Origin of the sequence: Paracraurococcus lichenis, assembly GCF_030657435.1 — a bacterium.
In the GTDB taxonomy this organism is placed as follows: Bacteria; Pseudomonadota; Alphaproteobacteria; order Acetobacterales; family Acetobacteraceae; genus Paracraurococcus; species Paracraurococcus lichenis.
The window spans coordinates 1-12170 of record NZ_JAUTWS010000043.1 but is presented as its reverse complement, the minus strand read 5'-3'; the positions used below and the strand labels follow the sequence as shown (position 1 = coordinate 12170).

Below are 12170 nucleotides of genomic sequence, written 5' to 3'. Positions count from 1 at the left end.
CTGATGGTCACTCCGGCAGGCCACTTACCCACAGCTCTGCTACACCACGGCCGGGGGCACAGCCCGCCGGAGGAAGACCCCTGCGGCACGCTCTACGGGCACCTCGCGCGCGCGAACCCGCAGTGGAGGTTGCCACCGGCAGGCGACGCTATGGCGCTCTTCATGGGGCCTGACGCCTACGTCAGCCCCGCCTGGTACCCCTCCAAGCAGGAGCACCAGAAGGTAGTGCCGACCTGGAACTACGTCGCCGTGCACGCCTACGGCCCGCTCGAGTTCTTCGAGGACGCAGACCGACTGCTCGAGGTCGTCACCCGGCTGACCGATCTGCACGAGCGGCCCCGTGCCGAACCTTGGACCGTCACCGACGCTCCGGAGGCCTTCGTCCGCGCCCAGCTCCGGGGCATCGTCGGTCTGCGCCTGCCGATCGCGCGCCTCGAGGGTAAGCGCAAGATGAGCCAGAACCGGAGCGCACCGGACCGGGCGGGCGTCGCCGCCGGGCTCGCCGAAAGCGATCTTGCCTCTGACCGCGCCGTGGCGGCGCTGATTTCGACCTGACCCCCGCCATACGGAGGATCCGAGCGATGCCCACGCCTCCCGCGATGTTCCGCGGCCTGTCGGCCTTCCCCATCACGCCCGCCGACGCGCGTGGCCGCGTGGACACCGACGCCCTGGCGACGCTGGTCGAGCGCCTCGCCGCGGCGGCGGTGGACTCCATCGGCCTGCTCGGCAGCACCGGCACCTATGCCTACCTGACGCGCGCCGAGCGGCGGCGCGCGGTCGAGGCCGCGGTGGGCTGCCTGGGCGGGCAGGTGCCGCTGATCGTAGGTGTCGGTGCGCTCAGGACGGACGACGCGCAGGATCTCGCCCGCGACGCGAAGGCTGTTGGCGCGGATGGTCTCCTGCTCGCCCCGGTGTCCTACACCCCACTAACCGATGACGAGGTCTTCGAGCACTCCGTTGCCGTCGCGCGGGCGGCGGACCTGCCCCTCTGCATCTACAACAACCCTGGGACGACACACTTCACCTTCAGCGATGCCCTGGTGGCGCGGCTGGCGGAGGTCCCCGGCATCGGCGCCGTGAAGAACCCGGCGCCCCAGCCCGCGGAGGCGCGGGCGCGGCACGAGGCGCTCCGCGCCAGGGTCCCCGGCACCTTCGCCATTGGCTACAGCGGCGACTGGAACGCCTCGGATGCCGTCCTGGCAGGCGGTGATGCCTGGTACAGCGTCGTCGGCGGGTTGCTGCCGATGCCCACCCTGAAGCTCCTCCGTGCCGCCCAGGCGGGCGATGCCGACGAAGTGGCCCGCTGGAACGCCCGATTCCAGCCGCTGTGGGATCTCTTCAAGGAACTGAGCAGCCTGCGGGTGATGTACGCGGCCGCCGACATCCTCGGCATCTGCCGTGCGGCGCCGCCACGGCCGATCCTCCCGCTGCCTCCTGCTGCCCGCCAGCGCGTGGCCGCCGCGCTGGAGATACTCCGTACCGATAACCGGTAGCCACGCCCGACGCTGTACGGCGGAAATTCTGCATTCCAATAGAGGCTGATAATGATGCCGGACCTGACCCAACTCGCCCTGTTCTTCGCCGCGGCTTTCCTGCTTGCCGTCACGCCTGGTCCGGGCATCTTCTATGTCGCCGCACGTACCCTCGCGGGAGGCCGCGCGGAGGGCGTCGCCTCCAGCCTTGGCACCGGCTTGGGCGGCATGGTCCACATCATCGCGGGCAGCCTCGGCGTTTCCGCCATCGTACTCGCCAGCGCTGAACTGTTCACCGCGCTGAAGCTGATCGGGGCCGCTTATCTGGTCTGGATCGGCCTCCGCACTTTCCGGTCCGCCCGCCAGGACGCGGCGGCCGGTCTGGAAGGCCGCACCGCAGCCCCGCCGGTCGGGCCGTGGCGGGCGTTCCGTGAAGGCGTGCTGGTTGAGACGCTGAATCCGAAGACGGCGGCCTTCTTTCTCGCCTTCATTCCGCAGTTTGTAGACCCGGCCAAAGGCCACATCGTCCTGCAATTCGTGGCGCTGGGCTTCGTGCCGGTGGCACTGAACACCCTCGCCGACGTCGTCGTCGCCTTCGCGGCGAGCGGCATCCGGGACGGCGCGGCGGCCCGTCCCACATTGATCCGCCGCCTGCGCGAGGCGTCGGGCGCCGCGATGGTTGCGCTCGGCATCGGCCTCGCTTTGACGAATCGCCCTGCTACCTGATCGCGGGGCTGCGCTGCTCTTGCGACCTGGCAAGGCCGGGTCCGCTCAGGGTTCGGCCGCCGGTCCGGCAGCCAAGCCAATGGATACGGGCTGCTATCGGCATCTTTGGCAAGGATATCTTCTCGCGTGCGAACCATGGTCGGCTAACGCCAATCAGGTCAGGCGCCTGCGCCTTTTATCGGGCCACATCACTGCAAAGCCAACTGATACAAGGGTATGGCTCCGCTGAGGCGTTCAAGCCATCCTGCTGCCCTTGACGAGAGCGACTGCATGACTCACGCAACCGGAACCACGGCCATGGACGCGGTAGGCGATTGGTATCACGCCTTCTTCACAGGCACGGTGCTGACCGCCGTCTCCCGCCGCGGGCCGCGCGACGCGGCAGAACTGGTGTTCCGAATTTTCCGCCGTCAGCAGCAGGAACGCTTCCTGCCCGGTCTGGAGAAGCTCGGGCTGCGCAGCCTGCCGCCCGCCGTCGCCGCCGCGCGGTACCACTACCTGTCGAACGCCATCGGAGGCGTCGGCGTGGAGTACCATGAGGAATCCGACCGCAAGGCGTGGATCCGCTATCCGCCGCCTCGCTGGATTTGGCAGGGCACCGCGATTTGCGGCATTCCCGGCGAGGTGAACGCCGCTATGCTCCGCGGCTGGCACGCCCATAACGGCGTGGCTCTCGGCTGCCCGCGCCTCGGCTTCATCTGCACCGGGCAGACAGTAGACGGTCAGCCGGGGCTGGAGGGCTATTACCTCGAGTACGATCACGACCTGGAGCCGGAGGAGCGACTGCGCTTCAGCCGGGGCGAGACCATGCCGCTCCATGACCCCGCACGTGCGCCCGCGCTGCCCGCAGCAGGCTGGCCGCCGGAGCGCCTGGCCAAAGCGAAGCGCGGCTACGCGATGGAGTACGTCCGCACCGCGTTGCAGGAGGCGGTGGCGCTGTTCGGGCCAGTGGAGGGTGGGCACCTGTTGGGCCTCGCGGCGCGGCTTGTAGCCATGCAGCACTACGCCGCCACGGCCGCCGCGCTTGGCCTACCCGGGCGTGGCGAAATCCAGAGCTTCGCGGCCTTCATGGTCGCCCTTGCCGCCGCCCAGGGCGACCGGGCTGAGATCGTCGAGGGACCCGAATGCGGCAGCCTGGTCATCAGACAACAAGGGCTGAACCTGCTGCGCGGGATCCCTCACCCACATCCGGCGATGCTGGAGGCCTGGAACGAGCTCCTGGTCGGTGCCCTGGCGGCGCACGATCGCTTCGCGCGTCTGCACTTCCTCCCTGACCCGGAGCACAAACTGACCTGGCATCTGCTACCCGCGGGCTGATCGTCGCTGCCGACGAATCGTTGCATTCGACGACCTCCCCCGCTGTTGTCAGGCCAGTCCGGCACCGAGGCGATGACCCCGGCCAAGCTGCACCAGATGGACCTGCCAAACGACCGCCACCCTGCAACGTTGTCTCCGTGACGAAAGCAGCGGAGAAGGGTGTGCGGGCCGGTTCTCCCTTCTACACGGTGGGCCACTCAACCCGGTCGGTGGAGGAACTGGCCGATCTACTCCGGCAGGCCGGAGCCGATCTCGTCGTCGATGTCCGGACCGTCCCGCGCTCGCGCACCAATCCGCAATTCAATGCCGACACGCTTCCGGGCGCCCTGGCCACCTTTCAGATAGCCTACCAGCACCTCCGGAAGCTGGGAGGCCTGCGCGGGCGGCGGAAGGGCCAACCGCCGTCGCGCAACACCTTCTGGGAGAACCAGAGTTTCCGGAACTACGCCGACTACGCGGCCACGCCGGACTTCCGGGAGGGCATGGCGGAGCTCCGCGAGTTTGGCCGCGACCATGTCTGCGCCATCATGTGCGCCGAGGCGGTCTGGTGGCGCTGCCACCGGCGTATCATCACCGACTACCTGCTCACGGATGGCGAGGAGGTCTTCCACATCCTGGCAGCAGCCAAGGTCGAGCGGGCAATTTTGAACCACGCCGCGGTGCGAGGGCCTGATGGAACGCTGGTCTACCCTGGAGATGCCTCCTGAGAGATCCTCAAGACGGTCATCGCGCTGGCTTGGGTATCGGCTAGTCGCGGCAGCCAAGCCCGACATCGGCTGCGACCAAATCAATGTCGCCATGGCCAGCCAAAGTGTGTCCTGATGGTGGTGGAGCGGCGAGCACTCGTCCCGTCGAACGGAGGAGCGACTGAGATGCCTGCATCACGTCCACCTTCTGAAACTGAGAACTCCGGCCCCGGTCCCTCACCGGAATCAGTACCGGCCAACCCGGCGCCTGCCTCGGCAACCGCGTGGGCGGGAGGCCAGGTCGAGGATCTGCTCCGCTTATCGCAACTGTCAAACGCCGCCCTGATACGCGGCGATGCGGACGCCTACACGGCCCTCGTCGCGCTCTCCGACGACTTCACCCTGATGTCGCCTTTCGGAGGAACGCCCTCTCGCGGGCCTGAGTACACCCCCGAGCGCATAGCGGCGATGGGACGCTTCTTCCGCAACGGCACCCTCCAGGTGGAGCTGGTCGAGGCGTATGGCTCCCAGGACATGGTGGTGCTCGCCCTCATCGAACATGCCCACGTCGAGGTCGGCGGCTTACCGGCACAGGACTGGCACCTGCGCGTCACACTCGTCTACCGCCGCGACGGAAAGGGCTGGAGGCTGGTACACCGCCACGCCGACCCGCTCGTCAAGGGCATCAGCCTGTCGCAGGCGGCCAGTCTGGCCCGAGGCGGGTGGGAGGAACCGGAAGTCCCTTGAGCGCCCAAATCGGACATGCAGACGTCGTCGTGGCTTTCCGGAAAGCAGACATGGGCCGCTCCGTGCCGCCTGTTGCGGTAGCAGCCGTGGCGGGGCTACCGCAGGCCAAAGAGTGAGCAAACCGATACGGGCGCGGTGAGCCCTCCTCCAGGGCTAGGCTAGGTGGTAGTGGCGCGCTTCGCCAAGCATGCCCCCCAGAACAGGCTCGAAAAGAACCAGGTCGGCTGTTCGAAACCTGCATCAGCCAGAAGTTCGGCAACAACCTCCTCGGAGGCAGGAGGATCGGCCCCCTCGAGGATCTTACCGAGCTTGGCCTGCACCTCCTCGGCCATTGCACCCTGCATGCGCCAGCGTTCACCCCAGGCGGCCAGGAGCAACGGCTGGCTCGTGTAGGCGTAGCGGTTGCCTGCAAGGATCAGCGGAGCGCCCGGCCGAAGGCGGCTCGCAACGGATCGCAGGAGTTGACGCTTCGCTTCCTCGCCTGGCTGATGATGGAGCACCCCGATCAGGGTCGCAGCGTCGAAGATCTGATCCGGCGCAAGGTCATCGACATAGCCGAGATGGATGTCGGTCCGTGCGGCCAGCCCCTTCTGCTCCAGATTCGCGCGCGCGATGTCCATCATCGGTGCCGAGGGGTCCACGGCTGTGAAGCGCCAGTTCGGCTCCAACCGGCCCGCGGTGACAATCTCTTGCGCACCGCCTCCCGCGCCGAGGACGAGGACGCGGGCCGCGCTTCCGGCGCCGAGCGTCGCGGTGAGCATGCAGGCGGACAGTTCATGGCAGGCGTCGTACCCCGCCAGGGCAATGCGGCTCTGGGCCTGGTACTCGTTGGCCCGTGCCGGGTCGAACTTCTGGGCAGCATTAGACGATGCAGACATCAAAGCAGGTTCCTCCCAAACTATTTTGCATCTCCTCTTCAGCAGAGGAAGCTCAAGGCCGCCCAGTTCGAAGATCCGCCTTGGTCGACAGCGGTGGTGTGAACCTTTGGAATGAAGTCTTTTATTCACTTAACGGCGTCGTGGTTAGGCATGCGGCTCTGCGCCTGATGTTTAGGGCTGATCAAAGCCGCGGGGGTTTACGGCGGGCACTACCGTTCCAGGGACTGGCCCACTTTTCTGACCCTTGTGTTACGCGGATCCAGCTTCTGTCCGGCGGATGAACGGAGTTCGATGGGCGGCACCGGGGTGAGGCCGTCGGCTTCCACAAGCATCGAATGCCGCTCGTCCGGTGCGAAGAGGTTCGCCTCGCCCCACTGACGCAGGGCCACGATTACCAGGAAGAGCGAGCGCCCCTTCTCAGTCAGCACGTACTCTCCGTGGGCGCTTGCGTCCGATGCTGGTGCCTGCTCCAGCACGCCAACGGCCACCAGATGCCGAAGGCGTCCACTGAGGATGCCCTTGGCAATCCCCAAACCCTTCTGGAACTCGCTGAACCGCCGGGCGCCATCAAAGGCATCACGGACGATCAGCAGCGACCACCAGTCCCCGATGGCATCCAATGCTCGCGCCACCGGGCATTCCGCGTCGCTCATGCTCAGTCGCTTCACCATTCCGGCACCACCGCTCCTGACCTCATCTGGTTCCATAATAGGACTAGATCAGCCGCTCGTCGTCTGGTCTCATGATAGGACTAAATTAGGAGATCCTCTCATGGACGGCGGACAAACGGCGCAGGCAACCAGCGCCACGGGCGAGCACGAACCCGCAAAGAAGCCGCGTGTTCCCGGCCTGTCGCCGAGACTGACCCTCCTTCTGGCGGCTGCCTGCGGTCTGGCGGTCGGTAATGTCTACAATGCCCAGCCGCTTCTGGAGGCCATCGCGACCGACCTCGGGATTCCGCTCGGGAGCGTCGGCATCGTCGGAACGGTCACGCAGGTCGGCTATGGGCTGGGCCTGGTGTTCATCGTGCCGCTTGGCGACCTGCTCAGCCGACGGCGCCTCGCTCTTTGGCAGTTCACCCTCTCGGCCGCCGCTCTCCTCGTGGCAGGCTTCGCTGGCAGCCGGACGCTGTTTCTCGTCGCGGCGGGCATGGTCGGTTTGCTGGCCGTCGTGGTTCAGGTTCTTGTCGCCTTGGCGGCGTCCCTCGCGGCGCCAGAGCAGCGTGGCCGCGCGCTCGGGCTTGTCACCAGCGGCGTGGTGACAGGGATCCTTGTGGCAAGGGTTCTCTCGGGCTTCATCGCTGACGTGGCGGGTTGGCGGGCCGTTTACCTCACCTCCGCGGGCGCCATGATGGCCATGGCTGCGCTGCTATTCCGCGCCCTGCCGCGGGAGCCGGAGACGATGGCCCCGATTACCTACGCAGGGTTGCTCCGCTCCATGGTGACGTTGCTGCGGCACGACAGGAACCTCCACGTGCGGGCAGGTTTCGCGTTCCTGATCTTCGCGACGTTCAGCACCTTCTGGACGGCCGTGGCACTGCCGCTGGGAAGGGAGCCTTTCATGCTGTCACATGCTCAGGTGGGCCTTCTCGGACTCGCAGGCGTGGTCGGCGCCCTGGCTGCGGGCGGCGCGGGGCGGCTGATGGACCGAGGGCTCGGGACCACGATCACAGGCCTTGCTCTTGGCCTCATGCTGCTGTCCTGGCTTCCTCTCGCGATGCTGCCGGTCTCGCTAGCATGGCTGGTGGGTGGCGTGATCCTCCTCGACCTCGCCGTCCAGGCGGTGCATGTGACGAACCAGAGCCTGCTGGTGTCCCAGCGGCCTGAGGCGGCCGGGCGCCTCATTGGGATGTACATGGTCTTCTATTCCCTGGGCAGCGCCACCGGCGCGATTGCCTCGACGGCCGCTTACGCGCAGGCAGGCTGGCCAGGTGTTTGCTCGCTGGGTGTAGCCTGTAGTTCAGGGGCGGTTCTGCTCTGGATCCTTACATCCCGGCGCCGCCACGCGCAGGAGGCCGAACTGTTTCCGCAGTAGCGGCACGGCCACGGAGGAAGCATGCTTGCTTGTCTAGGGGGACGTAGGGCACTCGGCTGGAGGGCGCAGTTCCGCGAATGTGGAAGGGCAGCACCAACCGGACCGCATCCGCTCAAGCGAAGCGTTCCCCTTTGCAGTGGGCCCGGACAATGGCCACGACCTGATCGCTAGGGACCAGACGCTTCGAGTCGCTCGAGCACCATTGCGAGACAGGGGATGGTCCCCCGTTCATGAGACTGCGCGCGCGGGTAAATTCATCCATCCCCAAAGCGGATGCCAGCTTCGTAATCAGCCGAATCAGGTAGGGGGCTGCCGCTCATCATGCAGCTTCCCCGACGGGCGAGGTGCGATGTCCGCCAAAGTGCTCGGCGGTACCAGATTCTTTCTCTTCGCGCCCGCGCGATTCAGCGTCTGCAAGCCACTGAGATTGCCCAGATTTTAGGGCATTTCCCTTACAAATCGCGCTGAACTCATCTCTTGTTTCCCCTACAGTTCGCGCTTGGCAACGGATTTCCAACAGGTCTCCGTGCTCGCCGGGCTGACACGCGCGCGGCGGACACATCCGCCTCTGATGCCGCTGCGGGATGACGATGGTGCCCACACGAGGAGGTGGCGGATGATGACCTGCGCTCGGCTACGCCCATGCCGATTTGCGATCTCGATGAGGACAGGTTTGGCGAGCAAGCTTTCCTGCCCCCTGCCCAGAACCATCCAAACCTAACGCTCGGTACCCACATCCCAGTCGGCGTCGGGTGCCTTCGGCTCGTGTCTATCGCAGTTGCGCGAGCCAGACCGTGCGGCCACCGCAGGTCGAATCCTCATTCACCTGCGCCACGACGACGAATCCGTTCCCGTTGAGTAGGGCTCGATACTCGGCGCCGTCAAGGCTCGCGTGGTACAGCGGCTCACCGCGAAGCGTGCCCATCGCCACGCCGTGCTCAGGCCCGCTCGTGAACATAAGCGCGGCGCGCGGCGCCGCGTGCACACGGAAAACCGGGAACATGCGGCGCTGGTCTTCGTGGGAGAGATGGAAGAAGCTGTCCCAAGCGAGGATGCCGTCGAAGCGGCGGTCCAGGGATAAGGTGCGCATGTCCCCGACGCGCCACGATTGCCCGGGCAGGCGGGCCTCGCACATAGTGATCATCTCCGGTGCCGAGTCCACGCCGGTCAGGTCGCATCCCCGCTCGACGAGGTAGTGGGCGATTGGTTCGCCGCACCCGCAGCCGAGATCCAGTACAGCGGGCCGGAGCGAGGACAACAGAGCACGGAACCTGTCGAGCCAGCCCACCTCCATCGGCGCCTTCCCCGGCCAGTCTTCCCGCGCGGCCACCCAGGTGCGGGCGTGACGCCGGTACAGCCCGATGATGCGCTCGGCGTCCGTCTCCATAGCGGCATCCTGAAGCGCACGCGACGCCTGGGCAAGGCCGCGTGTTCGCGGTCGAGAGCGGGCGTATCTCCTGTAGAGCAAGCCCTCGGTGCATCTTGCTACGTCATAGCTGTGGCGCCTGAAGCTCGCCCTTCTGGATCTTCAGACACCGTCCGAATCAGGCGTCTGACCCGCAGCCACGCGCATGACGACCGCCGACAGGTCCACAGCCGGACTGCCCTCCAGCCACTGGTTCATTATCCCCGCCATCCGGTGACTACGTCGGTAAGCGGTGCAGACGGTCGAGAACCCTTCTGGCGTCCTGCTGCGCCGGATGTCAGCGGGACGGAGATCGATGCCGCTCTCCCGCCACGCGCTGTTCGGCATGAGCAGGCGGTTGCCCGCGGCCTTCAGTACCTCATGGAGTTCTATTCCTTGGCCGGTTGCGAGCAGCCAGTCGCCCCTGAGCGGGCCCACGCCCTGGCCGTCGCCCAGTTGGCCGAGCTTGATGCCAAGCTCCGCCGTTTATCGGGTCTACAAGGTGAGCTTGCCCGCTTGGTGGGAACGGGCTGCGGCGAGGGCCCCGCCGCCGAGTGCCGCGTTCTCGAGACGATCGCCGACCATGACCACGGCCACTGCCTTTCGGCCGCCCATGCCGTGGCAGAGGACGCCGTCACGAAATGATGCGCTTGCGGCCAAGCTCGCGCTCGAGACCCTAGTCGCTGTAGGTCCTGTTAGGCGACTAATTCGGCCCGATGCTGGCGTCGGCACCGGCATCGGACGGCAGGAGGCAAGCTGGGGCTTCGAGGGCGACCGGCGCTTCGCCATCGTCGCCCGCTTTCCGGAGGATGCGGCCGGTTGTACTGGTCCTCCTGGACGTCATGCTGCCTGTCCGCTCCGTGGCGAAGGCTCAGTATCGGCGGCGATGACCGCCGTGATGCCCGTGGTGGCTACCGCCATGATGGTGATAGTGCGGCTGGTGGTGATGGTGTCGCGGCGCAACGTAGTTGTGGTGCCCACCATACCCCCATGGCCGCGGCGCGACCGCGTATGGAGCCGCCCCGTAGCCGTAGCCGTAAACCCGCTGAGGAGGCGCTCCGTGGTGATACGGCTGAGCGCAGGCTGGAAGTGCGGCAAGCAGAGCAAGCGTGACGAAAGCTGTAACCCGGCGCATGACGGTTCCTCCCGTTCTGATGCACCTCAAACATGGGTAGCCACCATGGCGCGTCCGTGGCGAAGCCGGGACGCAATGCGGGCACAACATGCTCGGGACCCTTGAACCTACAGTCGCTGTAGGTCCCATTAGATGGGCCCGACCGGTATGGAGGCGTCCGATGGCGGACGGGACGCAGCATGGGCGCGAGGGCGAGACAGACGGGGAGGCTCTCGCCTGGCCCGGCGCGGTCACTCGGCATCGTGCGGCCCAATCCCCGACGCCTGATGGTCCGGCGACCCATGAGCTGGATAATGCCACCACCCAAGATTCTGCCCACGGGAAGGCGCTTCAGGGGCCCTGTTTGCGCTTCTGCGCCGCCTGGCGCTGCCTGTGGACCGCCCGCGCCATCGAAGCCGCTGGCGAAGGGCAGTATCCTCGGCATCCTGCCCTCAGGCAGCCCGGCCGTGCACGATCGGCGTTTCCCGGCACTCCTGCACCTCGACCGTGACGTGGGCCACGCCGAGCCCCGCCGGAATGAGCGCCTTATAGTGCTCTGGCGGACGGGGCGTGTGAGTGACGACGCCGAGCGCGGCCGCGTAGACGCCGGGCGCCACCGACCAGACGTGCAGGTCGTACAGACGGTTGTCGCCCACGCTCTCGACGGCCTCGCGCACCGCCCGCAGGACCGGTTCCGGCGCCTGGTAGTCGAGCAGGATGCGGCTTGTGTCCCGGAGCAGACCCCAGGACCAGCGGGTCACCAGCGCGGCGCCGAGGAAGCCCATCAGCGGGTCCATCCACCACGCGCCGAGGAACAGGCCCGCCAGCAGGGCTGCGATAGCCAACACCGAGGTCAGCGCGTCGGCCATGACGTGGAGATAGGCCGCGCGCAGGTTCAGGTCATGCCCGTGACCATGGTGGTCGTGATCGTGGTCATGATGCCCATGGTCACCATGGTCGTGGTCGTCATGGCCGTGATGGTGGCCATGGTCATGCCCGTGGTCGTGGACACCGAGGAGCAGAACCGAGGCGGCGTTGACCGCGAGGCCAACCACGGCGACCGCGATCGCCCAGCCGAAGGCGATGAGGACCGGGTTTAGCAGGCGAGCGACGCTCTCCCAGACCATGGCCAGGGCGAAGGCGGCGAGCAGGACCGCCCCCGTGTATCCGGCGAGAGCATTGACCTTGCCGGTCCCGAAGGTGAAGCGTGGGCTGGCCGCGTGGCGGCGGGCGTAGGCGTATGCGAACGCGCTGATGCCGAGGGCCGCCGCGTGCGAGCCCATGTGCAGCCCGTCCGCGAGCAGGGCAACGGAGCCGAAGGCTAGACCGGCGCCGATCTCGACGACCATCGTCACCGCGGTGAGCAGGAGGACGAGCAGCGTTCGCCGCTCGCCCTCGCAGGGCCGGTCCTGGCCGAAGGTGTGGCCGTGCCGCCAAGTGTCCATCGTGTGCTGATGCGCAGTGCTCCTAATGCCGCTTCCGCCCTGAGGGCATGTACCTCAGTGCATGCGGTGTGTGGGGCCCGGGGGTGAGGTCGAAACCATCTCGGCGGCCGCGTAGAGCACCAGCACGGCAACAACTGCCTCCGCAGCGACCGAACGAGCCAATCGGGCCCCAGCCCCGGGGGCACGCGCCACCAGTGCCGGTGTCAGCCGGAAATAGGCGGCTGAGATAGCCGGAGTCGAAGTTCAACCGCTCGCGCAGGGCGCGCACGGCGGTGCCATCAGGCCCGACCTCGTGCAGCAACCGGGCCTCGCTGAGCGGGCGACCACGTTGCAGGTAGCTGTTCTC

12 protein-coding genes are annotated in these 12170 nt (G+C 67.0%); 8 read left to right on the top strand and 4 right to left on the bottom strand.

The genetic code is table 11. The features are described from left to right. The first annotated feature begins 3 nt into the window (after nt 1-3). From Q7A36_RS28070 to Q7A36_RS28045, 6 genes are all read left to right on the top strand, one after another. On the top strand, nt 4-555 hold the full coding sequence (locus Q7A36_RS28070) for an FMN-binding negative transcriptional regulator (protein WP_305107088.1): 552 nt from the start codon (nt 4-6) through the stop codon (nt 553-555). 26 nt (nt 556-581) lie between these two features. Further along, on the top strand, nt 582-1493 hold the full coding sequence (locus Q7A36_RS28065) for a dihydrodipicolinate synthase family protein (RefSeq protein ID WP_305107087.1): 912 nt from the start codon (nt 582-584) through the stop codon (nt 1491-1493). Nucleotides 1494-1547: 54 nt separating this feature from the next. Beyond that, nucleotides 1548-2198: a LysE family translocator gene (locus Q7A36_RS28060; RefSeq protein ID WP_305107086.1), complete on the top strand. Its 651-nt coding sequence runs from the start codon at nt 1548-1550 to the stop codon at nt 2196-2198. Between the two features lie 297 nt (nt 2199-2495). Next, nucleotides 2496-3515, top strand: coding sequence for a hypothetical protein (locus tag Q7A36_RS28055; RefSeq protein WP_305107085.1), 1020 nt, complete (start codon nt 2496-2498; stop codon nt 3513-3515). A gap of 209 nt (nt 3516-3724) precedes the next feature. Beyond that, a complete protein-coding gene (locus tag Q7A36_RS28050; protein WP_305107084.1) occupies nt 3725-4222 on the top strand; it encodes a DUF488 domain-containing protein in 498 nt (165 codons plus the stop codon). 165 nt (nt 4223-4387) lie between these two features. Next, a complete protein-coding gene (locus tag Q7A36_RS28045; protein WP_305107083.1) occupies nt 4388-4948 on the top strand; it encodes a nuclear transport factor 2 family protein in 561 nt (186 codons plus the stop codon). A gap of 158 nt (nt 4949-5106) precedes the next feature. Here Q7A36_RS28045 and Q7A36_RS28040 read toward each other — a convergent pair whose 3' ends face one another. Together Q7A36_RS28040 and Q7A36_RS28035 are read right to left on the bottom strand one after the other, a co-directional pair. Then, nucleotides 5107-5826, bottom strand: a complete 720-nt coding sequence (locus tag Q7A36_RS28040; protein WP_305107082.1) for a class I SAM-dependent methyltransferase — start codon at nt 5824-5826, stop codon at nt 5107-5109. Between the two features lie 209 nt (nt 5827-6035). Next, nucleotides 6036-6479: a winged helix-turn-helix transcriptional regulator gene (locus Q7A36_RS28035; protein ID WP_305107081.1), complete on the bottom strand. Its 444-nt coding sequence runs from the start codon at nt 6477-6479 to the stop codon at nt 6036-6038. Nucleotides 6480-6597: 118 nt separating this feature from the next. Here Q7A36_RS28035 and Q7A36_RS28030 point away from each other — a divergent pair, with 118 nt between their 5' ends. Beyond that, entirely contained in the window at nt 6598-7860 is a 1263-nt protein-coding gene (locus Q7A36_RS28030) for an MFS transporter (protein ID WP_305107080.1), read from the top strand. Nucleotides 7861-8629: 769 nt separating this feature from the next. Here the strand turns inward: Q7A36_RS28030 and Q7A36_RS28025 are convergent. Next, entirely contained in the window at nt 8630-9247 is a 618-nt protein-coding gene (locus tag Q7A36_RS28025; RefSeq protein WP_305107079.1) for a class I SAM-dependent methyltransferase, read from the bottom strand. Nucleotides 9248-9646: 399 nt separating this feature from the next. On the opposite strand from Q7A36_RS28025, the gene Q7A36_RS28020 reads away from it, so the two are divergent. Further along, the gene (locus Q7A36_RS28020) at nt 9647-9910 is read left to right on the top strand and encodes a hypothetical protein (protein WP_305107078.1); all 264 of its coding nucleotides are present in this window, start codon (nt 9647-9649) and stop codon (nt 9908-9910) included. A gap of 921 nt (nt 9911-10831) precedes the next feature. Here Q7A36_RS28020 and dmeF read toward each other — a convergent pair. Then, nucleotides 10832-11824: a CDF family Co(II)/Ni(II) efflux transporter DmeF gene (dmeF, locus tag Q7A36_RS28015; protein ID WP_305107077.1), complete on the bottom strand. Its 993-nt coding sequence runs from the start codon at nt 11822-11824 to the stop codon at nt 10832-10834. Nucleotides 11825-12170: the final 346 nt, after the last annotated feature.

Coding starts and splice junctions, on each gene's coding strand:
- Q7A36_RS28070 (WP_305107088.1), top strand. CDS start 4: ATGGTCACTCCGGCAGGCCACTTACCCACAGCTCTGCTACACCACGGC.
- Q7A36_RS28020 (WP_305107078.1), top strand. CDS start 9,647: ATGGAGTTCTATTCCTTGGCCGGTTGCGAGCAGCCAGTCGCCCCTGAG.
- dmeF (WP_305107077.1), bottom strand. CDS start 11,824: ATGGACACTTGGCGGCACGGCCACACCTTCGGCCAGGACCGGCCCTGC.
- Q7A36_RS28030 (WP_305107080.1), top strand. CDS start 6,598: ATGGACGGCGGACAAACGGCGCAGGCAACCAGCGCCACGGGCGAGCAC.
- Q7A36_RS28065 (WP_305107087.1), top strand. CDS start 582: ATGCCCACGCCTCCCGCGATGTTCCGCGGCCTGTCGGCCTTCCCCATC.
- Q7A36_RS28055 (WP_305107085.1), top strand. CDS start 2,496: ATGGACGCGGTAGGCGATTGGTATCACGCCTTCTTCACAGGCACGGTG.
- Q7A36_RS28060 (WP_305107086.1), top strand. CDS start 1,548: ATGCCGGACCTGACCCAACTCGCCCTGTTCTTCGCCGCGGCTTTCCTG.
- Q7A36_RS28025 (WP_305107079.1), bottom strand. CDS start 9,247: ATGGAGACGGACGCCGAGCGCATCATCGGGCTGTACCGGCGTCACGCC.
- Q7A36_RS28035 (WP_305107081.1), bottom strand. CDS start 6,479: ATGAGCGACGCGGAATGCCCGGTGGCGCGAGCATTGGATGCCATCGGG.
- Q7A36_RS28045 (WP_305107083.1), top strand. CDS start 4,388: ATGCCTGCATCACGTCCACCTTCTGAAACTGAGAACTCCGGCCCCGGT.
- Q7A36_RS28040 (WP_305107082.1), bottom strand. CDS start 5,826: ATGTCTGCATCGTCTAATGCTGCCCAGAAGTTCGACCCGGCACGGGCC.